Below are 25,077 nucleotides of genomic sequence, written 5' to 3' on the forward strand. Positions count from 1 at the left end.
TCTCGTCTTTTTCGGTAAGTGTAAAAGGCTCAGTAATCCAATCTTGCCCTTTTACAGGCACTACGTCGGTCTGGCCAGATAATATTACGCCGCCATCCACTGCAGGCCCTATTCTGCAATGCATCAGTGCTTTGTCTCCTTCTGGGTTAGGAACTACCTCAAAATCTACATCTTGAGATTTTAAATAGTTTTTTAAATATTCAATAATACTTAAATTTCCGTCACCTCCCAAAACCTGGAAAGCTACCAATTCTGTCAATATTTCTTTTGTTTTCTGAAGTCTCATATATTTTTATTAAATCCTTTTTTATCAAAATTTTCCTGTTTCAAGGAAAAATCAATCTTTTTTTCTAAAACCTAATCAAACCAAATTTTATATATCCATTTCATAAATAGCCGATTTGTCAATTACTTTTCGATGATTAACTGGAGACTAATCAACAAATACACAAATTCCTAATTTACAAATACACAAATAACAAATACACAAATAAACCAATAACTAATTCAACCAAAATCAAGCAGGTCCGTAATGAATCAAAACAGAAATGACCACAAAAATAAGGCTGACAGCAATCAAAATTAACATTAATGGTAGAATAAATCTAACCCATCTGTCAAAAGGCACACGACAGATAGCTATCATAGCCACGAGTCCTCCAAGAGCTGGGTTTATCAAGTTAGTTAATCCATCTCCTATTTGAAATGCCAAGACCACTGTCTGTTTTGTTAAACCTAAAACCTCACCCACAGGTAAAAGAACAGGTAAAGTAGCCAATGCTTGGCCGCTACCTGAAGGAATCGCAAAATTCATTAGACTTTGTGTAAAAACCATTCCAACAGCTGATAAATAAGATGGAAGTCCAACTAAAAGTCCAGATAAATAATGTGCTATTGTATCGTTTATTTTTCCCATTTCCAATACAACCTTTATGGTAGAAGCAAACCCCACCATAAATGCCCCAGGAGCTACTTTGGCTACACTATCCAGAACAATTGAGCCAATTTTATTGGTATTAGTTTTAGACAATAATGCTAAAACAAAAGCCAGAATGAGAAACAATCCCGATATCTCATTTAAATACCAATGCCATTGAAACACACCAATTAACATCACGACTAACATACCTAAAAAAAGCAAAAGCGTAAAAATATCTTTTGCTGACATGCTATATTCTGAAAGTGGTTTTGATAATTCTAAACCTTTTGTTTCAAGGCCAATTCCTAGTCCATTTTCGGGTTTTATTTTCAGCTTTTTGAGATATCTTACATTGTGCCAAGCCAATGCTGCGATGCCTATGAAGCATAAAATACTTCTTAAACCCGCTCCAGAAAACAATGGCAATTGGGCAATTTTGTGAGCAGTTCCTACTGTATATGCGTTAAATGGTGAAAGGCCAAAACCGATTGTTACGCCTCCCACAGCTATACCAGCAGCAAGAATTAAATCTCCACCTATGGCTAAACTTAAAAGTGCAGCAATCGGTATCATGGCGATATTGTTTTCGTATCCCATAAAAATCCCTAAACCTCCATAAAGGAATGTCATTGCTACCACTAAGAAGTTTTTGTTTTTGTCGCCCAGCATATTTACAAAGGTGCCAACTCCGTTTTCAATAGCCCCACTTGCTTCTAGAAAACCAAACATTATACCACTTGACAAAATAATGAATACAATATCGACGGCTGTTTTAAAACCTTGAGGAAAGGCAAAAAACATTTTTACAATATTAACAGGGCTTTTCTCTATCAAATGATAAGAACCTGGTACAGCATTCATTTTGCCGTCTATTTCTACTCTTAGATATTCCCCAGCAGGAATTATATAGCTGAGTATTGACGCCAATACTAAAATTCCAAACAACATTACAATTGGGTGAGGAATATATTCATGCCATTTTTTCATTAAGAGCTTTTTTTAGGATAATAATTGAACACGTAATTTATCCGAAAAAAAATTAAATCGAGAATTTTCTACCTAGTTTAAAACCAAAATATGCCTTTTGGGTGTTTATTTAGAAATATTGAATTAATTTTGACAAACAATTAAACCCAATTTTATGTATTCCATTATTCTTCAAGCCCATCATTGGATCGCATTTATTTGCTTAGCTTTATTGGCTTATGCTACTGTAAACGGCATTATTGGCTCCAATTCTGAGAAAATATTTGATGATTCTAATCGTAAAATCAATTTATTTGCTTTGATTTCAACACATTTTATGTTCCTTTTAGGTTTGATTCTTTTGGCCGTTTCGCCAGTTGCCCAAAATGCATTTTCTGATATGGGAGCAGCAATGAAAGACGGAGCTATTAGAAAAGCAGTAGTTGAGCATCCATTTACTAATATTATTGCTGTGGTTTTAGCCACAATCGGTAATGCAAAGTCAAAAAAAGCTATAGGGAATGGTCGTAAATTCAAAGTTTCGATGATTTTCTTTGGTTTGGCCTTGATTCTGATTTTGAGTCGTTTGCCATTTGAGAAATTATTTTAAAAGAGATAGCCCCGAAAGGGGCTTTTTATTATGAATTCGCCTATAGTTCTTTTCGATGGAGTATGTAATCTGTGCAATTTTTCTGTACAGTTTATTATCAAAAATGACCCCGAAGAACTTTTTCTTTTTTCGTCCTTACAATCTGCATACAGCAAAGCTTTTTTCCTTAAATATAAAATTCCATCAGACGACTTATCTTCTATTATTCTAATACTTGATAATAAGATTTACAAAAAATCCGAAGCAGTTTTTAAAATCATTCTATTTCTACCTAAATATCGTTGGCTATCATTCTTTTCATTTTTGCCTCTTTACATCACTGATTTTCTTTATGACTTGATTGCCAAGAACAGATATAGATGGTTTGGGAAAAGAGAAACTTGCTGGTTGCCTACAGTACAATTGTCCAAAAGATTTTTATAGATACCAGTATTTTGTTGTTGATAATCAGTGTTTTAATGAATATTTTAATTTTGTTTTAATTTCAATCTTTCAATTTGTCTGTTAAAACTAGCCGATTATTTACTTTTTCATACCAATTGTTTAATAGTCCAATCTCATATTTTTTATTTTTTTAGGTTTGTTTAAGAATTTGTTCTGAGTGAAATAAATTCCTTAAAACTTTTAAACTATAAATTAAAAACACCATGAAAACTACTTTTACTACTACTGGTACACCTTGCATTATACTTAATTACGGAAAACAGGCATTACCAACACCCGAAATACAATATATAGTTGGAGAAGGTAATTATAGCCTAATTAGAACTAAAACCAATGGCTTACTTACAAGCTCTTTTACGATGCGTCTGTTTTCAGACAGTTTAGAAACATTCAATAACTTTTTCTCTCCTCGTAAAGGGCTCCTTTTAAATGTTGACTATTTGGAGAAAGTATACCAACAAGATGGCGTATATTATGCTATGATGTCAGATGGGAAATCACATATACTTTCTCGAAGAAAAGGTAAAGCTTTTCTTGATTATTTATTTAAAAATGAACTAGATAACCTAATTAATACGCCATAAAATAAAACAATTTACCATTAGATAAAACACTTGAATCAAAACCAAAAACCTCTTTTAATTTAGATTTACTTTTTTAAATAAAACAATTAAAACTATGAAAAAACTTATATTATTTTTGTTGATTTTGTTTCCGTTCTTGAAAATCAATGCCCAATCGGTATTGATAACGCCTGGAAATCAAACAACCACCAACTCCGCTCCTGATTTGGTTTTGAGGTCTTCAAGTTTACCTGATATTAGGGGGCTTAGGTCTTCTGGTTCAATATCCAGTCCAAGTGCCGTAACTAGCGGTAGTAACCTTCTTAGGTTACGAGGAAGTGGTTTTTACAATACAACCTCCTCGAGTGATCAAGCAGCTATTGACTTTGTCTCTGATGAACTATTTACTTTATCAGCTAGGGGAACTACTATGCGTTTCAGTACAACCCCTAAAGGTTCTACAGTTTTAACTGAATGGATGAGACTCGACCATAATGGCTATTTAGGAATAGGCACTTCGTCACCCGCAGCTAAATTAGATGTGGCAAATTCATCCTCTGGAGATTCAGATGCAAGTTTGAGGTTGCTTCATTCAACCTCAACTGGCTTTAATAGGTTAAACTTTGAAAATTTGGGTAGAACTGGAAAGTGGATTATGTCAGCTAATGTTGGTAGTAGTACAGCAGACTCTAGGTGGAATATTTATCACACAACAACAGGCAATATTTTAACTGTTACAGGCAATGGTAATGTAGGAATTGGATTAAGTAATCCGACAAATAAACTTCAAGTTGCAGGTAATACCCATTTACAAGGCGATTTAACATTAAATACTTCATTTCCTTTTGTTTTTCTTAATTCAACCGGAGCAAATGACAATGCCGGTTTGAATTTCCAACAATTAGGCAGTTCTAAAGGCTGGGTATTTTATGAAAATAGCTCGGCAGCAGTGAAAATCAATGCTTCTGCAGGTGGTGGTGGTGCTGGAGGTATAAATATTAAAAGTAGTGGATTTGTTGGAATTGGCACAGAATCTCCAAATCGCTCCCTTGAAGTTTCAGACGCAGGATCCCCGTTTATTAGAGTTTCTGATGTTTCTGGTGGAAGTGCAATAGGAATAGAATTACTGCGAACTGGAACAAGTTTTAATGATTGGAGAATGCAAAATGAAGGTGGAAGCTTAAAGTTTGGAGTTTCATTTAATGACTTCACTTCTACTACCGAAGAATATATTATGGACTCAGGGTCTTTTCGTCCTGCAACAGATAACACTAACGACTTGGGAAGTGCATCTTTCAGATTTGATGATGTTTTCGCCACAAATGGCGTAATACAAACTTCAGATAAAAGAGAAAAAGAAAATATATTGAGCTCAAACTATGGTCTTAATGAAATTTTAAAACTCAATCCAGTTACTTATTATTGGAAAAACAAGGCCGTTAAAGGTAGAAAACTGGGGCTAATTGCACAAGAGGTTGCTATACTAGTTCCTGAGGTAGTGAATGGTTTAACAAAAGATGGCAAAATTGGTGAAGAGCGATTAGGGATGAATTATGGTGAGTTGGTTCCTGTGTTGATAAATGCAATAAAAGAACAACAAGCAATGATTGAAAAATTGTCTGGTGATGTAAAAGTACTTAAGTCAGAACTTGCAAGTCTAGAGGATTCGAAAAGCATTAAAATAACCAATACAGACAAATAATTAATTTTTTATCTTTTTTTTGATAAAGGAAATGTCGAAATGATAACTCATTTCGACATTTTTTTTGCACTTTTAATCAAAGTTTATGGAATTCTAAAAAAATTCCGAACTTGCAGCATATTTCATCAATAAAACGTAAGTAGATAAAATGCATAATGCCATTTATAAAGTTCCGCTTCCACAAAACGAGCCTGTACTCAACTATGCTCCAGGAAGTGCCGAAACAGAAAATACTAAAAAAGCTTTAGCTGAACTTAGAAGTCAGCAGGTCGAAGTGCCCATGTATATTGGTGCTGAAAAGGTTTTTACAGATAAAAAAATCAAGCTTTCACCTCCTCATGACCACCATCATATACTTGGTAATGCTTCAGAAGGAGATGCTTCGCATGTAAATGCAGCCATTGAGGCAGCTCTTTCAGCTCGAAAAAAATGGGCAAATCTGCCTTGGAATGAGCGGGCAGCCATCTTTTTAAAAGCAGCCGATTTATTGGCTGGGCCATACAGAGCTAAAATCAATGCAGCTACGATGCTAGGGCAATCAAAAAATGCTTATCAAGCTGAAATAGATGCAGCTTGCGAACTAATTGATTTCTTGAGATTCAATGTGGCTTTTTATCAGGAAATAATGAACGAGCAGCCACAGTCTTCAAAAGGTGTGTGGAATAAATTAGAATATCGTCCGCTTGAAGGTTTTGTTTTTGCTTTGACACCTTTCAATTTTACGGCCATAGCGGGTAACTTGCCTGCTAGTGCGGCTATGATGGGTAACGTAATCGTTTGGAAACCAGCTTACACACAAATATATTCGGCCAATGTAATCATGGAAGTTTTTAAACTGGCAGGCTTGCCAGATGGCGTTATCAATATGATTTATGTGGATGGGCCACTAACTGGCGAAATCGTTTTTAATCATGCAGATTTTGCTGGAATACATTTTACAGGTAGTACGGGCGTATTTCAAAATATCTGGAAAACTATTGGAGGTAATATTCATAAATACAAGGCTTATCCTCGAATTGTAGGAGAAACTGGCGGCAAAGATTTTGTGATTGCTCACAAATCTGCGGATGCTAAAGCTGTAGCTGTGGGATTGGTAAGAGGGGCTTTTGAATATCAAGGTCAAAAATGTTCTGCGGCATCAAGAGCTTATATACCATCTAACCTTTGGGAAGATGTTAAAAAATATATGTTGGCAGATTTGTCTGACATAAAAATGGGACCAACCGAAGACTTTTCGAATTTTGTGAATGCCGTAATAGACGAAAAGGCATTCGATAAAATTTCTGCTTATATTACAGCTGCAAAAAATGATGCAAATGTAGAAATTGTTGCAGGTGGAGGTTTCGATAAATCTGTTGGTTATTTCATAGAACCGACTGTATTATTGGCCAAAGATCCAAAATATACAACCATGTGCGAAGAGATTTTTGGGCCAGTTTTGACAATCTATGTTTATGACGAAAATGCTTGGGAAGAAACTTTGGATTTGGTAAATACTACTTCACCTTATGCTTTGACAGGAGCAGTTTTCTCTCAAGATAGATATGCGATAGATCAAGCCACTTCTGCTTTGGTAGACGCAGCTGGAAATTTTTATATCAATGACAAACCAACTGGAGCGGTAGTGGGACAGCAACCTTTTGGTGGAGCTAGAGCATCAGGAACTAATGATAAAGCAGGTTCGAAATTGAATCTTTTACGTTGGGTAAATGCCCGTACAATAAAAGAGACTTTTGTTTCTCCAACTGATTATAAATATCCGTTTTTGGGTTAGAATTGGCACACGGATTTTACGGATTGGACACGGATTTTGTAATTCGTGTCCTTTTTTTTACAACTTCACAACCTTAGCTTTTTCCCAGTCAATAGAAGCCTCAGCTGTCCGAATATCCACAAATTCGTGTTTTTTAATCAATTTATCAAGCTTTGAAAGGCAGCCTTTGAGGCCGTAATATGACTTGAACTTCCTTACATAATTTAATCCTGGCACCATTGGTTGTTCGGCGTCAAAATCTCTTGGATGAAAATATGTCATAACATAGTCGGAGTTTTTGGTCATCAAATCTAGAAGAGGAAAGGGTAAGAGTCTAAAATACCCACCTCCCGAAAATATCATATTTTTTCCAGCTATGGAAGACAAGTTTATAGGAAATTCTTTCAGTTTCATGCCGTCTATTTCAATCCAACAGGGTTCGGCATGGCCAAATTGCTCAAAACCTCCATGTGATCTTTTGGCAGGGAAAATAGAAGCGTCGATTTCAATACCATTTTTTAGCAATACTTCGAACACCCATTTGTTTTCTTCCATTAAAGAGAAACCCGGAGCACGGTAAGCTCTGACTTTTTTTCCAATTGTATCTTCTATAGATTTTATAGAGCGTTCCAAGTCTTGCTCGAATGTTTGGCGATTTTGCTCATAAGCCAATTGGTGTAAATCTGAGTGCGTAGCTATCTCATGACCTCTTCTATCTATTTCTTTAAGTATTTCAGGATATTTCCTAGCAATCCATCCCAAGCAGAAAAAAGTTGCTTTTTGATTTTCTAGAATTCCATGAATTTTGTCCATATTCCCGTGAATCCTAGACTCAAAACCTTCCCACTCTGCTTCGGTTTTGGTGGCGTCATTGTCAAGTATATGAAACCATTCTTCTATGTCAAAAGTCAATATTTTCATCAAAAGAATCTTTTGCCTGCTTTATAAAATTCATCAACATCTTTCCTTGTTGGAAACGAAAAATAGGTCATTTCTTCGGCAGGATTAGGTATTAAATTGTATCCACCTTTTTGAATCAATTCCACACATTCTATTATCGATTCCATGCCTATTTGTTTGGTGTGTTTTATTAATTCCTCTTGGCTTCTATTTCCTATTTCTACTTTTTTTTGTACCAAAATCTCACCTGAGTCTATGCCTTCATCCACAAAAAATACGGAGACTCCGGTATATTTTTCATTGTTTTTTAAAACCCAAAAAGAAGGCATCAAACCACGATATTTAGGTAAAAGTGCAGTATGCAAATTCAAACAGCCATGTGTCGCCAAATCCAGTAAAGGTCTTTTGAAAATCTGATTTCCACCTATCGAAATTAATAAATCTGGCTCGTATTCTTTTAATCTTTTGCGGTTTTCTTTGCTGTTTATACTGCCCTCGATTTGTATAAGTGGGATATTGTGTTTTGCTAAAACTTTAGCTACAGAATTTGCGGCATCGAGTTTGGATTTTATAAATTTAAAACTGTAATAAGCAAAAAACCTAAACCCAAAAACATCAAAAGTCTTTTTCATTTTGTCTAAAAAAGACTCTCGTTTGCCGAAAGGCGAAACATCAAAAAGCACCGTACCTACTATTTCGGCCTCTTTGGGCATGTTTTTTACTAAAAAGTCAATGTTTTTTCCCAAATAAAATGGGTCATCTTGCGTCAATATTACAATTCTCATATTCCTTTTGCAGGTATTCTTTTATTTATTTTTAAACAGTTGAGTGATTTTTGATAGCGGTTTCCACCAAAGAGTATACCATTTTGGTTTTAAATCATTCACTTTCCATGCTTTTCTGTCCTCTTTGTTAGCTACCAATCTGTGTTTCCAAGAGGCTGTACTTGTGCCGCCATTCCGCATGGTCATTACTACTTTTGGTAAATACTTTGCAGAAGCATCGTTTTTGTATAAAGCCCTTAGCATCAATTCATAGTCAGCCGAGCAAGTGAAGTCAGTTCTATACGGTCCGATTTTGTCGTAGATTGATTTTTTAAGATAAAATGATAAATGTGGTGGCATCCAGCCTTTAAGCCAATTCTCTTTTTTGTATTCGCCTACCGTCCAATATCTTACTATTCTTGAGGTGTCTTCAGGGTTTACATATTGTTTGTCGCCGTAAATTGCATCCGTTTTGTATTTATCAAAAGCAGCAGCTATAGATTCTAAAACGTCATTTGAAGGGTAAAAGTCATCAGAGCCAATCATGCCAATAATCTCACCATTGGCCATTTTTAGGCCTTTGTTCATGGCGTCGTAAATGCCTTTGTCTTTTTCTGAGATATAACGAATTTGGGCTTTGTATTTTTCCAAAACCTGAAAAGTGCCGTCAATCGATCCTCCATCCACTACTATGTATTCAAAATCCTTAAAAGTTTGGCTTAAAACACTTTTTATGGTTTGTTCTATAGTACTGATGCTGTTATAGCAAACGGTGATAATGCTAAATTTCATTAAAGATGCTTTGTTGGCCTACAAAAGTACGGCATATTTGCCTTTTTTGTTTAAAAGTGTGGTATTTTTAAGCAATAAATCAAACAATATTAAGTTGTTTTTTTAGACTTAAAAAATATTTTATGATCCAAAAAGTATTAGTATTTATATTGATTTTCTGTAGCTTTCAATTACCTGCCCAACAAAAAACTGTTTATCGAAACCTCGTAATGGAAGGTGGAGGAATAAAAGGAATAGCTTACGGAGGTGCACTGGTGGAGTTAGAAAAAAATGGAATTTTGCAAAATATCTCTAGGGTAGCTGGGACCTCCGCAGGAGCTATTCAAGCGTCTTTATTGGCAATTGGTTATTCGCCCAAAGACATTGTGAAAATTGTAAATGAAACACCAATCGAAACATTTAATGACGATGGATTTATAGCCAGAGGTTCTAAAAGGCTCTTCAAAGAATTCGGTTGGTTTAGAGGAGATAGCTTTTTAAGAACCTTAGAGAATTTAATTTATCAAAAGACAGGAAATGCAAACTTGACTTTCGAAGAGCTACATCATTTAGCAAGAACAACTCCTTATAGAGACCTATATGTAACAGGAAGCAATCTTACTGAGCAAGTATTAGAGGTTTTTTCTTACGAAACATACCCTAAAATGAGAATAGCGGATGCCGTAAGGGTTTCCATGTCAATTCCCTTATATTACAGAAGCCTTTGGATTAGCAAGGAGGGAAAGGTTTTCGAACAAAATACACCCGAAGAAAACACCCGATTGTTCGTAGATGGTGGATTACTTTTGAATTATCCAATTGATGTTTTTGATGACAAAAAATACAATGAAAATCTAAATTCTGGTGATTTTTTTAATGAACAAACATTAGGCTTAAGATTGGAAAAGTGTCAACAGATTGATCATGAATTATCAAAGAAATCTGGTTTAGCTGAGCAAGATATTGTGGATTTTGGATCTTATATGGACGCTTTAGGCGGATTAATTATGCGAAATGTAAATCCACCTAATCCAAGAGATACTGAGAGAACAATTTACATAAATGACTTAGGGCTAAGTGCGAGAGTTCGGAAAGTTCCAGATTTTGAGAAAGTGCAAATGATGACGGCTGGTCAGCAAGCAGTGATTGAGTTTTTTGGTAGATGATTATTATCTTATTAAATTGTTGAAAAAAATAGATTGATATTGAATGAAATAAAAAAATCAATAATACAGAATCTCCAAGAAATGGTGGCTTTGGAATCGGAAGCGGTTTTAGCACTTTCGGATAGCTTGCAATCGTTTGAGTTTGAGAAAAAAGAATTAATTCTGCAAAAAGGTAATGTTTGCGATAAAATCTATTTTCTAGCAGAAGGTGCTGTTAGAGAGTTTATTTTAGATAAAAAACAAAATGAAATATCTGTATGGTTTGGCTTTGAAGGCGACGTTGTTGCATCATTGTCTAGCATGGTAAACCAAAAAGGAAGCCACACAGGATTTCAAGCACTTGAAAGATGTTCAGGGTTCTATATTAACTATGAAGATTTAAATAATTTATACTCCAAGTTTCACAGTATTGAGCGTTTAGGTAGGGTAGTTACTGAACACTATCTTCTTTCAACAGAAAGTTATCATTACGATTTTCATTACTTGACTGCTATTGAGCGATTTGAAAAACTCCAAAGTGAAAAAATGTGGATATTCAATCGCGTATCTTTGCACCAGATCGCCAGTTATTTGGGTGTTTCTAAAGAAACTTTAAGCCGAATTCGAGCCAAAAAGACATAAAATTGACTAATGTCAATTTTATTTTTCTTATTTATAAGATAATTTTACGTTTTCTATTTAAACCTTATCAATATGAAAAATATCTTTTTAGCATTTTTATGCTCTGCATTTTTATTTTCTTGTTCTTCCTCTGAAAAAACAAGCTCCAAATTAGATACTTCTATTCTCAAAAAAGCCTCTGAAGAGGAAATCGAAGAATTATTGGTACAGTTTATTGATGCTCAAGATGGAGCTGTAATCAATATACCAGAAGGATACTATGAAATTGGCACACAGTTAATACTAGATAGTTTGAATAACATCACCATAAAAGGTGCTGGAATGTATAAAAGTGTAATTTCATTTAAAACCCAAACTACAGGTGGAGAGGGAATGAAAATCGCTGGAAATAACATAGTTCTTGAAGATTTTACAGTAATAGATGCTCCCGGTGACGATATAAAAACCCAACATTGTGATGGGATAGTTTTTAGAAGAGTAAATACAACTTGGAGTCATTCAGATTTAGCCAAAAGCGGCACTTATGGTATTTATCCTGTACAATGCAAAAACGTTCTGGTAGAATATTGCGAAGTTTCCCACTCTCGAGATGCAGGAATCTATGTTGGTCAATCAGAAGGTATTGTGGTAAGAAACAATTATGTTTTTGAAAATGTAGCAGGTATTGAAATCGAAAACTCAGACAATGCAGAAGTATATGATAATGAGACCATAAACAATACATCTGGTATTTTAGTATTTAATTTGCCAGGTTTGCCAAAAGCTTTTGGTACCAATACTAAAGTGTACCGCAATTTAATAAAAGAGAATAATCACGACAATTTTGCACAAGGTGTGGCTTCTGAAAATGGTAATCCTATTTCTATGATTCCTCCAGGTAGTGGTGTTATAATTATGGCCGGAAAAAATGTAGAAGTATATGAAAACCAAATAATTAATCATAAAACTACAGGGGTTGCGATTTTGGATTATCAGATAACCGAACTAAAAGTGCCGAATCATCCAGGCTGGTCCCCATATTCTTCCGATATATATTTTCATGATAACATTTACGAACGTAAAATGGCTATTCCAGATATTTCTAAAGACTTTGGGAAACTAATAACTGCCAAATGCAAAGCACCACAAGATGTTATTTATGATGGAATAATAGATGAAAAAGTAGGAACTGACCCTACTAAAAATCCAATGAATATTTGTATTGCAGAGAAAACTGAAGGTTTAAGATTTTCAAGATTTGTTATTCCTGCCAAAGGAGGTATTATGGATATAAATGTTGTAAATGATCCTGAGAATTTTAATAGTTGTAAAGTAGCAGTTGCTACAGATGTAAAAGGTATTTGAAAAAATGAAAGGTTTAAAGATTTCGCTTGTATTCGCTTTATTAGTTTGGGGCTCTGTTGCATGTTTTAAAATGACAAAAAGCACTACGCCCGCAGATATTGATTTTACAAAACTTCCTTATAAAAATCTGTCTGAGTATGGTTTTTTTAAAGGAGAAATAAATGAATTAGAGGCAAATGAAAGTGTTTTGCTTTACGAGCCAATCTCTACCTTGTTTACAGACTATGCTTTCAAAACTCGCTTTGTTTGGATGCCAAAAGGATCGAAGGCTAATTTTGATATAAATGATCAAGACAAACCTTTGGATTTTCCTGAAAACACTATCTTAGTTAAAAATTTTTACTACCCAGAAGATTTTTCAAAACCAGAAGGTGAACGTAAAGTTATGGAAACTAGGCTTTTGGTAAAAAGAAAAGATAAGTGGGATGCATATCCTTATAAATGGGCCGACGACCAAAAAGATGCAAAGTATAAAGCAACGGGTGGGGTTTTTCCTGCTTCTTGGAAAGATGAAAAAGGGGAGAAGCATGATATAAAATATGCAATGCCCAATAAAAACCAATGTAAAAGTTGTCACAATAGAAATGGAACTTTCAGTCCAATTGGCCCTAAAATCAAGCAGTTAAATCATACCATAGCTTATGGTGATGAGAAAAAGAATCAGTTGGAAAAATGGGTTGAAGTGGGCTATTTGAACGGACTTCCAGATCAAACCAAGATAAATGGTCTCAAGAATATGAAAGATCAAACAGCAAGTTTGGATGCTAAAGCAAGGTCTTATTTAGATGCTAACTGCGGCCATTGCCACAGTACCTATGGCCCTGCAGCAAGCTCAGGCTTGAGATTAAATTATGAAGTTACAGATCCATATCATTGGGGAGTAAAAAAATCTCCTGTTGCAGCAGGAATCGGTGCGGGGGATTTCAAATACGACATTTATCCTGGACATGGTATGGAATCTATACTTACTTATCGCATGAATTCCACGCATCCAGGCATCATGATGCCTGAGATAGGAAGAGTGAGTATTCATAAGGAAGGAGTAGAACTTATTGCCCTATGGATAGATAGCTTAAAAGAATAAATTTAGCCAAAACATATTGGCCGAATTTATTAGTTTAAATATATGAATCCTTGATTTGCGAATTAAGGATTCATTCTAGAAAAAGCTGCTTTTAGCTCTTCTGGGCCAGCTTTCAGCATGTTTTCACTAAAGCCAAAAGTTAATTCATTTTTACCTTGTTTTAATTGCTCAAAAATTGAAGTAATAAATTCACTTACTGGAGGAGCATAGTCATGTAGTCCTATACCTCCCAAATCTGTATTTAGAGCTGGAGGAATAATTTCTATAACCTCAATATCTTTCAGTAAATATCTAAGAGATAGCGTTAAAGAGTGGAAAAAAGCTTTTGTGGCTGAGTAAACAGGCGTTTTAGCCAAAGGGGTAAAAGACAAGCCTGAAGTTACATTCATTATAGTTTTAAGGTTCGGCAATTTGGAGAAAAGCTGCGTCAAGTGAAGTGGTGCTTCTATGTTTATTTTTATTTCTTCTTGTGCTTTTTTAAAGAAATTTTCGTCTGAAATATCCATCCAATTTTGGATACCAGCATTGTTGATTAACACAGTTAAATCACTATGATTTTCAGCTATCCAATTGTATAATTTATTTCTTTCTTCAAAGTTGGCAACATCACAAATTTTCGTAATTATATCAGGATGTTTGGCTTTAGCATCTGCTAAGACCGATTCTCGTCTTCCACAAATAATAATAGTATTTTTTTCTGCTAAAAATTTCTCAGTCAGACCCCATCCTATTCCTGTTGCACCTCCCGTTATTAATATTTTTTGATTGCTAAGTTCCATAATATTGTTTTTTTGTTTTTCAACGTTTGGTATTTTCAAAAGGTTTAAAAAAAACTAAATCTTATTTTTTTTAATTAATTTTACGAAAGGCAAAGTTTGAGTTTTAAAAAGAATATTTTTTTTAAACAAAGGCAACGTCAAAATACATATAATCGTAAAGATTAGTATTAATATACAAGGTATGACGAGATACGATTTTTTGAAACAAGCAGGGTTTTCCGGAGCATCTCTTATGGCTTTGTTATCTTGTGTGCGAGTAGAAGATACTTATGTTGAGGCATTGGTGATTACTCCAGAAACTAACACTGGAGCAACTAATAGCACCACAAACGGCAGCTCAGATTCTACCACAACCTCTGGCACTACAGGTACAACAGGTACAACAACTAGCTCCCTTAGTACCGTTGCTGATCAATCTTTGTTTATTACCACCGAAGCACTAAATAGATTTTCTGCCAAAGTAAAATTAGACCTTTCTACAACTACTTACGCTAAGTTAAGAACATCATTAGGTGCTTATTTTGTAATTAATAATTCTTATGTAATTGCTCTTTCTAAAACTGGAAAATATATAGCTGCAACAGTGACTTGCTCTCATCAACCTAGAAATAGAATCGTTTTTTCAAACGAAGAGTGGTATTGTACAGATCATGGTGCTCGTTTTTCTTTAAACGGAACTGGCTTAAACTCAAGAGCCAATGGTGGTTTAACAATTTACAAAACTGCCACAGATGGAAATACACTCATAATTTATTAATAATGAAAATTTTAATCGTAAAGTTATTTTTTATTTTTCTTTTTGGAGAAGGTTTTTGGGGGCAAAACTTAGAAACTGCAAAAACAGATGCCAAAGAAAACCATAAACTGGTTTTGCTTTATTTTTCAGGCTCTGATTGGTGCGGGCCATGTATAAAATTGAAACAAGAAGTCCTTGAAACCTCAGAATTTCAGGCATTTTCAAAAGACCATTTGAATTTGGTACGGGCTGATTTTCCTCGAATGAAAAAAAATCAGTTGTCAAAAGAGCAAACGCAATACAATGAGAAATTGGCAGAAAAATATAACCCCAAAGGCAAGTTTCCGCTGACAGTTTTAATTGATCCAGATGGAAAGGTTCTTCAAGAGTGGGATGGTTATCCAAAAAACATGGATACAAATTCTTTAAAATCAGAAATTACCGCACATTTTTAATGCAAGAGCTTTTTTCGAGAACCCTCAAACTCATGGGGAACAGGTTCGCCATTACGGTATCTGATAAAGATGCCAAAAATGCTGAATCTAATATCGATAAAGCAGTAGCCGAAATAAGTCGGATTGAAAATCTTTTAACTACGTTTTCTGAAAATAGTCAAACATTTAGAATAAATCAGAATGCAGGAATCATGCCTGTGGAACTTGATAGTGAGGTGTTTAGCTTGATAGAGCGAGCTGGTAGAATTTCTAAACTTACAGATGGAGCATTTGACTTGTCTTATGGTTCTTTAGATAAAAGTCTATGGAATTTTGACAAGAATATGACGAGTCTTCCAGATATAGAAACAGCAAAAAATAATGTAAGACTGATAAATTATAGAAATATTATTTTGGACAAAACCAATCAAACGGTTTTTTTGAAAGACAAAGGAATGAGAATTGGTTTTGGTGGAATTGGCAAAGGATTCGCAGCCGACAGGGCGGCTCAATTGCTTAAAAAACTAGGCGTAGAAAGTGGAATTGTAAATGCAAGTGGCGATTTGATCACATGGGGAAACAATATAAATGGTCAACCTTGGACTATTTCGCTTGCACATCCAGACTTACCAACAAAGGCTTTTTCTGAATTGAATATCAGTAATCTAGCAGTTGCTACTTCTGGCAACTACGAAAAGTTTGTAATAATCGACGGTAAAAAATATTCTCATACGATTGATCCAAAAACAGGCTTGCCGATTTCAGGGATAAAAAGTGTTAGTATAATTTGTCCTATTGCAGAGCTAGCTGATGCATTAGCTACGCCCGTCACAATTTTAGGGGTAGAAAAAGGCTTGGACTTAATTAACCAAATGAACAATGTGGCATGTGTGATTATAGATGACCACAACTTTGTTTATAAATCAGATAATATAAAAATATCTTAAATATGCGAACATTCCTTTCAATTTTAGCTTCAACACTATTTTTAGGTTCTTGTGTAAGTGTAAAAGAATACCAAAAAAGCAGAATAAACGACTCTGAAATGGAGCTGGCTAATAGAAAAGTTGAGAAGTTTGAGACCAATTTTTATCTATATCGCGAAGGTGCTGCTGGTGCCAATGGCGGAAAAAGCGGTGGAGGATGTGGTTGCAACTAAGCTATTCTAAAGTTTTTAAAATTTAACCTCTAAGAATTAGGCAGTAAAATTCATTAAAATAAGAATGAAAAAAGTAGCAATAGCGATAGGATTATATTGTTTGGGTATGGTTTCTGCAAAAAGCCAAACCAATACCACAGATTTAAAATTACAAGAAACACCTAAGCAAGTGAAAACGGGTTTTAGAAGTTTGAAATTTGAGGAGGCCAATATAGTTAGTGCTTATTATCAACAAGATGGAAATAATTCCCCTGTAACAGGTGGCATCGGAAGCGAAAAGCTTTGGGATGTTGCCAATTCTTTGGATATTAAAATGTCTTTTTTGGATAAATTACAAAGGACAAATTATCTAACTATAGATGCTTCAATGGATTATTATTCTTCAGCTTCGTCTGATATGATTGATTCTCGTTCTTTGTCTTCCGCTTCCATGACAGACCTGCATTTTTATCCATCCATAACTTGGAGTAGAAAAGACGAGAAAAAACACAGCAGTGTAGGAGTGAATTTTGCCTATTCTACCGAATGGGATTATCAATCTTTTGGAGGGAATTTGAGCTACTCTAAGTCTTCAAAAGACAACAATACTGAGCTGAATTTAAAGATTGGAGCTTTTTTTGACCAATGGATGGCCATTTTGCCTTATGAACTCCGGCCGACAGGTTATCCGTCTGGAGCGGAAGGTGACCAAGTAGGAATAGCTTATAAACAGCGGAATTCTTATAATACAAGTATCGGAATTTCAAGAGTTGTTTCTAAGCGAATGCAGTTGCTCTTTAGTATTGAGCCTGCTTATCAAGAAGGATTATTGAGCACGCCTTTTCATAGAGTATATTTTACAGACAATACCTTGAAGGTTGAAAAACTGCCTGGTCAAAGAGCAAAGTTGCCGATGAGTTTGAGAGCCAATTATTTTCTTGGAGACAAAATAGTCATTCGCTCGTTTTATAGGTATTATATCGATAACTGGGGTATGACAGCCCATACGTTTAGTGCCGAAACATCCTATAAAATCAATTCTTTTTTGTCCATTACGCCACACTATAGATTTAACAGTCAATCTGCCGTTAAATATTTTGCTCCATATCAAAAACATACCCTGAGCGAAGCTTATTATACTTCAGATTATGATATTTCGGATTTTAATAGTGCTTTCTGGGGGGCAGGGTTAAGAGTAGCACCTCCTGGGGGAATAATGGGTAACAGATGGTGGAATTCTTTCGAGATAAGATATGGCCATTATAACCGCACCAACGGAATGGTATCACATATAATATCCTTAACTACTAAAATAAAATAAATAGGATTGGGGTTTTACAGAGCTCCAATTTGCTTTTTATCAATGAGTTCTCTGAAAGCCTTTTTGTAAGTATCTGAGATTGGAATGGTGTTTTTTCCAATAACTAATCTATCTTTTTCGATGGTGTCTATTGCATCAACAGCAATTATATAACTGTTATGAACTCTCACAAATCTATTTTCGGGCAAGGCTGAATCTAACGATTTCATGGTTTGAAGAGAGACTATTTTTTTTGTTAAAGTATGAATACAAACATAGTCTTTTAGGCCTTCAATGAACTGGATATCTCCAAGGTTTATCTTTATGAGTTTAGTGCCATCTTTTACAAAAATATAATCTTGGTTGTTTGAAGTCGAGCTTTCTTGAACCACTACTACCTCTTTTGTGCCATTGCCGTCCAGCCGATTTATGCCCTTTTCTACGGCTTTTAGAAATCTTTCAAAACTTATCGGTTTCAATAAATAATCGTAAACCTCAAGTTCATAGCCTTCGAGAGCATATTCAGAATAGGCGGTGGTAAGGATAGTTAATGGTTTGTTTTTTAATAGTTTGAGAAGTGTAATGCCTGTAACTTCGGGCATCTGAATATCAGAGAACAAAATATCAATGGTGTTTTCACGGAGATATTCTAAAGCTTCTAAAGCGTTAGAAAAAGCTTTTTTAAGTTCAAGCCTAGGCACTTTTGAGATATAAGCCGTAAGAAGATTTCTTGCCAATGGTTCGTCTTCGACTATTATACAACTATAAACTTTCATATCGCTATTGTCAGGTGTATTTCGTAAGTATCCTCAGTTTCATTTTTCTTTAAAACATACTTCTCTGGATAACTGAGTTCAAGCCTCCTATTTACATTTTGGAGTCCAATACCCGATTTTGCCATTATATTCTCTTTAGGCAATTTACTGTTTTTTACCGTATATTCAATTTTTTCAGGACTTATTTCTACACTTACATTTACAAATGAGCCACTGAAACTGTTACTTACACCGTGTTTAAATGCATTTTCTAAAAAAGTAATAAATATCAAAGGCACAATCTTTACGTTTTCAGGATTTCCTTTAATTTCAAATGCTATAGGTACTTGATTGTCTAGTCTCAGTTTTTCTAGGCTAATATAATTTTCCATATAGTCCAATTCTTTTTCAAGAGAAACCAAAGGATGATTTGATTCATAAAGCATATACCGCATCATGTGTGATAGTTTTTCAATAACGCTTGTGGTATTTGGCGAATTTACCGTAGCCAAGTAATAAAGGTTATTTAGCGTATTAAAAAGAAAATGAGGATTGATCTGAGCTTTAAGAAAACGCAATTCAGAGCTTAATTTCTCGTTTTCCATCTCCTTTTTATTGGCTTCAATTGTAAACCAATCTTCCACAAATTTCAACATTCCAACAAAAAAAACTATAAACAATGTAACCGCTACATGCTGAAAAATGAATTTCCCAGATGCCATAAAACCTTTTCCTTGTTCTATGAATTCTGAATAAAGGAATCGTTTAAACAAAATGTGAAGTGTGACAATAATAACAAACGGAATAGTAAATTCTATGATATATTTCAAAAGGTTTTTATGTTTCAAAAACCTTGGAAGCCAAATAAAATAATTTAGATAACTAACCAATGCCATAAAAGCCACATGCGTAAATGCATCCACTGATGCTCTGCCAAGGTCTAGGTCTTCTTTATGCCTGAAGAAAGTGATCTGATAAAAGAAAAAAGAGAAGTATAAACACCAAAAAGATAGGTGCATTATAAGAACTCTTTTATTGATTAATATCGGTTTTGTCGTCATTTGTATTTTCTAATAAATCCTCCAATATTACTCATAAGTTTATATTGGACTTGTATTTTTTGTTTTCTATTATATGCATGCTTGGTTTTTTTCTATCTTTTGCGTCTTTTAATCGAAAACTGCTATTTTAAGCCTTTCTTTCCATAAAAACCATTTTCTGGCGTAATTGTCGAATTATTACGGCCTTTGGTCTATTTACAATAAATACACTTAAACTTCTTGGTTTACTTTGTGTCATAATTCCACTGAAAGACATTTAAAGAATCATTAATAATACAAAAAAATGAAAAAGATTTTATTAACAGCATTAGTTTCACTCGGCCTATCGGCAACTTACGCTCAGTTTGGCCCTCCAGGTGGAGGTCGCCCAGGTGGAGAAAATGGTAGACCAACTAACAACAATCAGTCCAAAAGTGCTACTTTGGATTTGGAAGGTAGTCTTCCAAAAGGCAACTCAAAAATATCAGGAAATGTAGTGGATGAAGCCCTTACATCTGCCGTTGAGTTTGCCAATATTGCGATATTAGATGCCAAAACAAAAAAAGTATTGGATGGTACAATGGCAGATGAAAAAGGTGCTTTTACAATGAAAAGAGTTGGTGAAGGTACTTACAATATTAAAATTTCATTTATTGGTTTTGAAACTATGGTTTTAGAAAAAATTGTAGTTGAAAAAGGTAAAGATGTTGATTTAGGTGTTATTAAACTGAAACAAAATACCAAACAGTTGGATGAACTAGTAGTTCAAGGAGAAGCTGCTATGATAGAAGAAAAAGTAGATAGATTGGTATATAACGCCGAGAAAGATTTATCTGCGAAAGGTGGTGACGCATCAGATATATTGAAAAATGTACCTATGCTTAGTGTTGACTTGGATGGTAATGTGTCGCTAAGAGGAAGTGGAAATGTCAGAGTTTTGATTAATAATAAGCCTTCAACTATTGTGGCCAGTAGTATAGCTGATGCCCTTAAAATGATACCAGCAGATATCATAAAAAGTGTAGAAGTTATCACGTCGCCATCTGCTAAGTACGATGCCGAAGGTTCCGCGGGTATTATAAACATAATAACAAAAAAATCAAATCTTAAAGGTTTGAATCTTAATATTGACTCTGGTGCAGGTTTGAGAGGATCCAATTTGGGACTTAATGGAAACTACAGACAAGGCAAATTGGGCGTTAGTTTAGGCGGTTATGGAAGAGCTTTTTACAATAAATCTTCTAGCATATCATCACAGTTATTGAAAACAACAGGTGTTAGTACCGAACAAAATCAAGATGGAACGCATTTTGGAATGTTTGGAAGGTATAATTTGGGATTAGATTATGATTTGACAAAAAATCAATCTTTGTCAGGAACAATTGCCTTTGGCACTAGAACTTTTAATAGAGATCAATTATTGAATTCAAGTAGTTTTTTAAACTCTGCACTTCTTAGCTCAACTATTAGAGACGTAAACTCTACAGATAGGTCAAATTCGGTAGATTTCAATCTTGATTATATAAGAACTTTCAAACCAGGTCAAGAGTGGTCTATTTCAAGCCAATATAGCCAAAACAATTTGGTGAATAATTTCAATACGGATATATTAAACGAGGCTCAAATAATCCAAAGCAGACTTAAAAACTTAAATGACAACATAAATACAGAGATGACATTCCAAACGGATTATGTAAGTCCAATTGGCAAAAAGCAACAAATAGAGTTTGGCGTAAAAGGCGTTTTTAGAAATGTGGACAGCAATTTTGAATATTTAACTGCTAATTCTACTGGAAGCTTTAGCAATGATGCTCGTAATCCTTCAGGATATTTGAACTATGGTCAAAATATTATGGCTGGCTATACTTCGTATCTTTTTTCTACTAAAAACAAATTTAACTTTAAAGTTGGGGCAAGATATGAATTGACGGACATTAAAGCTGACGACTCTAGAGGTGCTATAACTATACCAGCTTACCAAAATTTGGTACCTAGTGTAAATATTTCAAAAACGATAAAAACTTCGACATACAAAGTAGCTTATAATAAAAGAATTCAAAGACCAGGTTTACAACAATTGAATCCAAACAGAGATGTCTCAAATCCATTGAATATCAGTTTTGGTAATTCAAGTTTAAGTCCTGAACTTACAGATAACCTTGAGTTTAGCTTAAGCAAAAGTATTAAAAAATCATACTTGACAATTGCAGTGTTTGGTCGTTCGTCAGGCAATGCTATAAACAGAGTTAGCTCTCCGTCAGACTCAATTCCTGGAGCAATTATTACGACTTATGAAAACATAGGAAAAGAACAAACAATAGGAGGTAATGTATTTGGCAATGTGATTTTAAGGTCAAATTGGACTTTAAACGGAGGTGTCGATGTATATTACAGATACCTAGAGGGAAGACAACCAAACCTACAAGGCGTGTCTGAACTTATTAGTAATGGTGGTTATTCTGTTAGTGGTAGATTGATGACAAATCTTAAACTGAAAGATGGTTGGGCAATGCAAGCTAGTGGTGGAATGAGAGGAAACAGAGTAAACCTTCAAGGAATCCAAAGAGGAATGGGAATGTATTCATTAGGCTTTAGAAAAGACTTTAGCAAAAAAACAAGTTTGGGTTTAGCTGCTGATAATTTCTTTGGAGGCATGGTGATGAAAAATACAACTGATAGTCCTACTATTCTTCAAAAATCAACTAACTACATGTACAATACCAACGTTAAAGTAACTTTCAGTTACAAAATTGGTAATATGAAATTTGTAGCTGATAAAGGCAAGAAAATCAAAAACACTGACGTTAAAAGCGGTGGAGAAGATACTAATTAATCAACCTTTTTACAAATTAACACGTATCGTATTTAAACTATAATATATTAAACTCAATTTAAAAGAATGAAAAGAATCAGTTTATTGGCAATTGCAATGTTTGTGACTTTTGCCGTTTCAGCACAAAAATGGTCATTAGATAAAGCTCACGCTAAAATGACATTTACAGTTACGCACCTTTTGATGTCAGAGGTTGACGGTGTGTTCAAGTCGTTTGATGCGAATATTACTTCTTCCAAAGAAGATTTTTCTGATGCAGTTTTCGATCTAACTGCAGATTTGAAGGCAGTAACTACCAACAATGATATGCGTGACGGTCATCTTCAAAAAGCTGATATGTTTGATACGGAGAAGTTTCCAACTTTGACTTTCAAAAGCACAGGAATTAAAAACGTTGGCGGTAAAAAATATTCTTTAACTGGAAATCTTACCATGAAAGGCGTTACAAAACCTGTAACTTTAGATCTTACTCTTATCGGTACAGGTACTAATCGTCAAGGTAAAAAGCTTGTTGGTTTTAAAGTTACTGGTAACGTGAACCGTACGGATTTCGGAGTAGGAGCTATGCCAAGTGCAGTAGTAAGCGAAGAAGTAGAACTAAGAGCTAGTGGCGAGTTTGCTTTGAATTAATCATAGGGGTGTTTAATAAAAAAGGGCAGTTCTTCGAAAGGAGAGCTGCTTTTTTTGTTTAAAATTTTCTACTTATTTTTATGCAAAATATTGCTGAGAAACCTTTTAAAAAAACAAAACTAAATGGCGGTTTTTAGTTTAAAAAATTTTAACGAATTCTTTTCAGATCAGGCAAAGTTATGGGCTACAAAGTGCGTAGTTAGAGAATGCGATGAAGAGTCCAAAGGTCGATTTGTGGCGTTTGTGGACCAAGGCTCAGAGACTTATGACGTAAGTGTAGATTTTGGCAAAGCCAAAGAAATAAGTCAAATCAGTTGCGACTGTAAAAAAGGAGATGGTTTTTGTCATCATAAATTGGCACTGCTGCTCTTTGTGGCTGGAAACAAAAAAGTAGAAACCCCGAAGATAGTTAAGAAAAAGAAATCGGGAGTAGAGACTATTTTTGATGAATTGACTTTCGAAGATTTGAAAAATTGGCTTCTGGAAGTTTTTGAGAAAGAAAAACCACTGAAGGCTGAGTTTGAGTTAAAATTTAGTGCTGATTTAAAGGTAGATAATACAGCGGAAGGAATTAAAAAAGCCTTAAAGGATTTGTCGAAATCTGTCGTTGGTTCAAGAAAAACATTAGAAACCCTAGAATTGAAAAAGATTATGGGTTTATGGGAGAATTTTGTTTTTTCGGCATGCAAACCTTATTTTCTGGATCCAACTATATTGGTGAATTTTCAGATACTTAAATATTCACTAGACGCAATAGATGAATTAGTGAGTGTTTATCGTTCCAAGTCATTTACTTATTTTAACAATCTGATTAAGAATATTAAAGCCCAAATAGTTGTGGCTTTTGATTCTGTGAAAGATGATGATAAATTTTCGAATGGTATCGATTTGTATTTTGGAAATATTATTTACAAACCTGACACCTATGATATTGTTTTTGTAAATATTATCATGGAGATTAATAAAATGTCAAGTCAAAGCAGACAGAAAATAATTTCGGATAATTTCTCACAATTTTATTCAGCTTTTCATAAAGGAAAAAAATCTGGAGATAAAAACCTAAGCTTTGCTTTATGGAATATGGCGAGTACCAATGGAACTTTAAACCAGTATTTGGATATTCTACTGCCAGTGGTTTACGCAAATGAATACAACATAGATTTAATACAAGCTTTAGTTGGGATTGGAAAAATAGAAAAGGCGAGGGAATTATGTCAAAGGCAGATTGATAATAATTTTCATGTTGAATACAGTTTGCCTTATTATAATATCCTTAAAGAGATATTTTTAAAAAAAGGGGATCGTCACAATTACCTCAATATTGCGAAAGAAATATTGCCATATACACAAAACATTGATGACTTTTTTGAGATTTACAATGACATGCCTTTAGGTGAAGAAAAAATGATTTTTAAAAATCAAACTTTAGCAAAAATGAGAGCAAAGGCCAAGCTGTCAGACAATTATGACTCAGCTAAGTTTTGTGTTTCGCTTTTAGGAAGAGTGAGTGAGTTTAAAAAGTTGATAACCTATCTTCAAGATTATAAGTATATTTCATTGTTTGAGCCCTATTTAGAGAGTATGTTAAAAGTTAATAAAATAACGGTGTTGAAAAACATTTTTGATAATTTTGGGAGTTATCCTTGGGATGTAAATCAAGAGCTTTTGGGAATAGAAAAATCTAGTTTTATTTCAGTTTTAGATGCTCTTCAAAATACTTTTACAGAATACGAACTTCAAACTTATGTGGAACAATTTAGAAACAAAAAGTATCACAGAAAGGATGAGGGCACTTTTGTGCATTTTATATTAAAACATGTATGAG

Annotated in this window: 25 protein-coding genes; 17 read left to right on the top strand and 8 right to left on the bottom strand. The window is 34.4% G+C overall.

What is annotated here, in order from left to right:
* The coding region (locus EGI22_RS11895) for a hypothetical protein (protein ID WP_255068641.1) at positions 1-286 on the bottom strand (286 nt) is incomplete at its 3' end.
* A 231-nt stretch (positions 287-517) separates the two neighbouring features.
* Positions 518-1,906, bottom strand: a complete 1,389-nt coding sequence (locus EGI22_RS11900; protein ID WP_255068643.1) for a YfcC family protein — start codon at positions 1,904-1,906, stop codon at positions 518-520.
* A gap of 154 nt (positions 1,907-2,060) precedes the next feature.
* Between EGI22_RS11900 and EGI22_RS11905 the strand changes: the two genes are divergently transcribed.
* The 5 genes from EGI22_RS11905 to pruA all read left to right on the top strand — a co-directional run bounded on the left by EGI22_RS11905 (position 2,061) and on the right by pruA (position 6,978).
* Positions 2,061-2,495, top strand: a complete 435-nt coding sequence (locus EGI22_RS11905; protein ID WP_255068645.1) for a hypothetical protein — start codon at positions 2,061-2,063, stop codon at positions 2,493-2,495.
* 30 nt (positions 2,496-2,525) lie between these two features.
* Positions 2,526-2,918 (top strand): thiol-disulfide oxidoreductase DCC family protein, encoded by a 393-nt coding sequence (locus EGI22_RS11910; RefSeq protein WP_255068647.1) that lies wholly within the window; start codon positions 2,526-2,528, stop codon positions 2,916-2,918.
* Positions 2,919-3,142: 224 nt separating this feature from the next.
* Positions 3,143-3,523 (top strand): LytTR family transcriptional regulator DNA-binding domain-containing protein, encoded by a 381-nt coding sequence (locus tag EGI22_RS11915; protein WP_255068648.1) that lies wholly within the window; start codon positions 3,143-3,145, stop codon positions 3,521-3,523.
* 94 nt (positions 3,524-3,617) lie between these two features.
* Positions 3,618-5,204, top strand: coding sequence for a tail fiber domain-containing protein (locus tag EGI22_RS11920; protein WP_255068649.1), 1,587 nt, complete (start codon positions 3,618-3,620; stop codon positions 5,202-5,204).
* Positions 5,205-5,352: 148 nt separating this feature from the next.
* Entirely contained in the window at positions 5,353-6,978 is a 1,626-nt protein-coding gene (gene pruA / locus EGI22_RS11925) for an L-glutamate gamma-semialdehyde dehydrogenase (protein ID WP_255068650.1), read from the top strand.
* Positions 6,979-7,035: 57 nt separating this feature from the next.
* On the opposite strand, the gene EGI22_RS11930 is transcribed toward pruA, so the two are convergent.
* From EGI22_RS11930 to EGI22_RS11940, 3 genes are read right to left on the bottom strand one after another with little or no spacing between them, the layout of a single operon-like run.
* Positions 7,036-7,878 carry a polysaccharide deacetylase family protein gene (locus EGI22_RS11930; protein WP_255068651.1) on the bottom strand — a complete coding sequence of 281 codons (843 nt, stop codon included), beginning with the start codon at positions 7,876-7,878 and terminating at the stop codon, positions 7,036-7,038.
* Positions 7,878-8,642: a methionyl-tRNA formyltransferase gene (locus tag EGI22_RS11935; protein WP_255068652.1), complete on the bottom strand. Its 765-nt coding sequence runs from the start codon at positions 8,640-8,642 to the stop codon at positions 7,878-7,880. Before EGI22_RS11935 ends, EGI22_RS11930 begins: the two co-directional genes overlap by 1 nt.
* 21 nt (positions 8,643-8,663) lie before the next feature.
* Positions 8,664-9,413, bottom strand: a complete 750-nt coding sequence (locus EGI22_RS11940; RefSeq protein WP_255068653.1) for a glycosyltransferase family 2 protein — start codon at positions 9,411-9,413, stop codon at positions 8,664-8,666.
* A gap of 122 nt (positions 9,414-9,535) precedes the next feature.
* Here EGI22_RS11940 and EGI22_RS11945 point away from each other — a divergent pair, with 122 nt between their 5' ends.
* From EGI22_RS11945 to EGI22_RS11960, 4 genes are all read left to right on the top strand, one after another.
* Entirely contained in the window at positions 9,536-10,558 is a 1,023-nt protein-coding gene (locus EGI22_RS11945; RefSeq protein ID WP_255068654.1) for a patatin-like phospholipase family protein, read from the top strand.
* 39 nt (positions 10,559-10,597) lie between these two features.
* Positions 10,598-11,179 carry a Crp/Fnr family transcriptional regulator gene (locus EGI22_RS11950; protein WP_255068655.1) on the top strand — a complete coding sequence of 194 codons (582 nt, stop codon included), beginning with the start codon at positions 10,598-10,600 and terminating at the stop codon, positions 11,177-11,179.
* Between the two features lie 72 nt (positions 11,180-11,251).
* Entirely contained in the window at positions 11,252-12,523 is a 1,272-nt protein-coding gene (locus EGI22_RS11955; RefSeq protein WP_255068657.1) for a parallel beta-helix domain-containing protein, read from the top strand.
* A gap of 4 nt (positions 12,524-12,527) precedes the next feature.
* Positions 12,528-13,607: an SO2930 family diheme c-type cytochrome gene (locus EGI22_RS11960; RefSeq protein ID WP_255068658.1), complete on the top strand. Its 1,080-nt coding sequence runs from the start codon at positions 12,528-12,530 to the stop codon at positions 13,605-13,607.
* A gap of 62 nt (positions 13,608-13,669) precedes the next feature.
* Here EGI22_RS11960 and EGI22_RS11965 read toward each other — a convergent pair whose 3' ends face one another.
* Positions 13,670-14,386, bottom strand: coding sequence for an SDR family oxidoreductase (locus tag EGI22_RS11965; RefSeq protein WP_255068660.1), 717 nt, complete (start codon positions 14,384-14,386; stop codon positions 13,670-13,672).
* Between the two features lie 181 nt (positions 14,387-14,567).
* Here EGI22_RS11965 and EGI22_RS11970 point away from each other — a divergent pair, with 181 nt between their 5' ends.
* The 5 genes from EGI22_RS11970 to EGI22_RS11990 all read left to right on the top strand — a co-directional run bounded on the left by EGI22_RS11970 (position 14,568) and on the right by EGI22_RS11990 (position 18,015).
* On the top strand, positions 14,568-15,143 hold the full coding sequence (locus tag EGI22_RS11970; protein WP_255068661.1) for a (2Fe-2S)-binding protein: 576 nt from the start codon (positions 14,568-14,570) through the stop codon (positions 15,141-15,143).
* Positions 15,144-15,145: 2 nt separating this feature from the next.
* Positions 15,146-15,577, top strand: coding sequence for a thioredoxin family protein (locus tag EGI22_RS11975; RefSeq protein WP_255068662.1), 432 nt, complete (start codon positions 15,146-15,148; stop codon positions 15,575-15,577).
* 32 nt (positions 15,578-15,609) lie between these two features.
* Positions 15,610-16,503, top strand: coding sequence for an FAD:protein FMN transferase (locus EGI22_RS11980; RefSeq protein ID WP_255068663.1), 894 nt, complete (start codon positions 15,610-15,612; stop codon positions 16,501-16,503).
* Positions 16,504-16,505: 2 nt separating this feature from the next.
* Positions 16,506-16,715 (top strand): DUF4266 domain-containing protein, encoded by a 210-nt coding sequence (locus tag EGI22_RS11985; RefSeq protein ID WP_255068664.1) that lies wholly within the window; start codon positions 16,506-16,508, stop codon positions 16,713-16,715.
* Positions 16,716-16,779: 64 nt separating this feature from the next.
* On the top strand, positions 16,780-18,015 hold the full coding sequence (locus EGI22_RS11990) for a DUF3570 domain-containing protein (RefSeq protein WP_255068666.1): 1,236 nt from the start codon (positions 16,780-16,782) through the stop codon (positions 18,013-18,015).
* A gap of 14 nt (positions 18,016-18,029) precedes the next feature.
* On the opposite strand, the gene EGI22_RS11995 is transcribed toward EGI22_RS11990, so the two are convergent.
* On the bottom strand, positions 18,030-18,770 hold the full coding sequence (locus EGI22_RS11995; protein WP_255068668.1) for a LytTR family DNA-binding domain-containing protein: 741 nt from the start codon (positions 18,768-18,770) through the stop codon (positions 18,030-18,032).
* A complete protein-coding gene (locus EGI22_RS12000; RefSeq protein WP_255068670.1) occupies positions 18,767-19,768 on the bottom strand; it encodes a sensor histidine kinase in 1,002 nt (333 codons plus the stop codon). Before EGI22_RS12000 ends, EGI22_RS11995 begins: the two co-directional genes overlap by 4 nt.
* Positions 19,769-20,093: 325 nt before the next feature.
* Here EGI22_RS12000 and EGI22_RS12005 point away from each other — a divergent pair, with 325 nt between their 5' ends.
* The 3 genes from EGI22_RS12005 to EGI22_RS12015 all read left to right on the top strand — a co-directional run bounded on the left by EGI22_RS12005 (position 20,094) and on the right by EGI22_RS12015 (position 25,076).
* Positions 20,094-22,622, top strand: a complete 2,529-nt coding sequence (locus tag EGI22_RS12005) for an outer membrane beta-barrel family protein (RefSeq protein WP_255068671.1) — start codon at positions 20,094-20,096, stop codon at positions 22,620-22,622.
* A gap of 66 nt (positions 22,623-22,688) precedes the next feature.
* Entirely contained in the window at positions 22,689-23,252 is a 564-nt protein-coding gene (locus EGI22_RS12010; RefSeq protein ID WP_255068672.1) for a YceI family protein, read from the top strand.
* A 123-nt stretch (positions 23,253-23,375) separates the two neighbouring features.
* Complete coding sequence (locus EGI22_RS12015; protein WP_255068673.1) at positions 23,376-25,076, top strand: SWIM zinc finger domain-containing protein; 1,701 nt, start codon at positions 23,376-23,378, stop codon at positions 25,074-25,076.
* The last annotated feature ends 1 nt before the right edge of the window (position 25,077 follow it).

It is taken from the genome of Lacihabitans sp. LS3-19 (genome assembly GCF_024343575.1).
Lineage (GTDB): Bacteria > Bacteroidota > Bacteroidia > Cytophagales > Spirosomataceae > Leadbetterella.

What these genes read in the sequence shown, in the direction of transcription:
- EGI22_RS11900 (WP_255068643.1), bottom strand. Translation starts at nt 1,906, where the DNA reads ATGAAAAAATGGCATGAATATATTCCTCACCCAATTGTAATGTTGTTT.
- EGI22_RS11905 (WP_255068645.1), top strand. Translation starts at nt 2,061, where the DNA reads ATGTATTCCATTATTCTTCAAGCCCATCATTGGATCGCATTTATTTGC.
- EGI22_RS11910 (WP_255068647.1), top strand. Translation starts at nt 2,526, where the DNA reads ATGAATTCGCCTATAGTTCTTTTCGATGGAGTATGTAATCTGTGCAAT.
- EGI22_RS11915 (WP_255068648.1), top strand. Translation starts at nt 3,143, where the DNA reads ATGAAAACTACTTTTACTACTACTGGTACACCTTGCATTATACTTAAT.
- EGI22_RS11920 (WP_255068649.1), top strand. Translation starts at nt 3,618, where the DNA reads ATGAAAAAACTTATATTATTTTTGTTGATTTTGTTTCCGTTCTTGAAA.
- pruA (WP_255068650.1), top strand. Translation starts at nt 5,353, where the DNA reads ATGCATAATGCCATTTATAAAGTTCCGCTTCCACAAAACGAGCCTGTA.
- EGI22_RS11930 (WP_255068651.1), bottom strand. Translation starts at nt 7,878, where the DNA reads ATGAAAATATTGACTTTTGACATAGAAGAATGGTTTCATATACTTGAC.
- EGI22_RS11935 (WP_255068652.1), bottom strand. Translation starts at nt 8,642, where the DNA reads ATGAGAATTGTAATATTGACGCAAGATGACCCATTTTATTTGGGAAAA.
- EGI22_RS11940 (WP_255068653.1), bottom strand. Translation starts at nt 9,413, where the DNA reads ATGAAATTTAGCATTATCACCGTTTGCTATAACAGCATCAGTACTATA.
- EGI22_RS11945 (WP_255068654.1), top strand. Translation starts at nt 9,536, where the DNA reads ATGATCCAAAAAGTATTAGTATTTATATTGATTTTCTGTAGCTTTCAA.
- EGI22_RS11955 (WP_255068657.1), top strand. Translation starts at nt 11,252, where the DNA reads ATGAAAAATATCTTTTTAGCATTTTTATGCTCTGCATTTTTATTTTCT.
- EGI22_RS11960 (WP_255068658.1), top strand. Translation starts at nt 12,528, where the DNA reads ATGAAAGGTTTAAAGATTTCGCTTGTATTCGCTTTATTAGTTTGGGGC.
- EGI22_RS11965 (WP_255068660.1), bottom strand. Translation starts at nt 14,386, where the DNA reads ATGGAACTTAGCAATCAAAAAATATTAATAACGGGAGGTGCAACAGGA.
- EGI22_RS11970 (WP_255068661.1), top strand. Translation starts at nt 14,568, where the DNA reads ATGACGAGATACGATTTTTTGAAACAAGCAGGGTTTTCCGGAGCATCT.
- EGI22_RS11975 (WP_255068662.1), top strand. Translation starts at nt 15,146, where the DNA reads ATGAAAATTTTAATCGTAAAGTTATTTTTTATTTTTCTTTTTGGAGAA.
- EGI22_RS11980 (WP_255068663.1), top strand. Translation starts at nt 15,610, where the DNA reads ATGGGGAACAGGTTCGCCATTACGGTATCTGATAAAGATGCCAAAAAT.
- EGI22_RS11985 (WP_255068664.1), top strand. Translation starts at nt 16,506, where the DNA reads ATGCGAACATTCCTTTCAATTTTAGCTTCAACACTATTTTTAGGTTCT.
- EGI22_RS11990 (WP_255068666.1), top strand. Translation starts at nt 16,780, where the DNA reads ATGAAAAAAGTAGCAATAGCGATAGGATTATATTGTTTGGGTATGGTT.
- EGI22_RS11995 (WP_255068668.1), bottom strand. Translation starts at nt 18,770, where the DNA reads ATGAAAGTTTATAGTTGTATAATAGTCGAAGACGAACCATTGGCAAGA.
- EGI22_RS12000 (WP_255068670.1), bottom strand. Translation starts at nt 19,768, where the DNA reads ATGCACCTATCTTTTTGGTGTTTATACTTCTCTTTTTTCTTTTATCAG.
- EGI22_RS12005 (WP_255068671.1), top strand. Translation starts at nt 20,094, where the DNA reads ATGAAAAAGATTTTATTAACAGCATTAGTTTCACTCGGCCTATCGGCA.
- EGI22_RS12010 (WP_255068672.1), top strand. Translation starts at nt 22,689, where the DNA reads ATGAAAAGAATCAGTTTATTGGCAATTGCAATGTTTGTGACTTTTGCC.
- EGI22_RS12015 (WP_255068673.1), top strand. Translation starts at nt 23,376, where the DNA reads ATGGCGGTTTTTAGTTTAAAAAATTTTAACGAATTCTTTTCAGATCAG.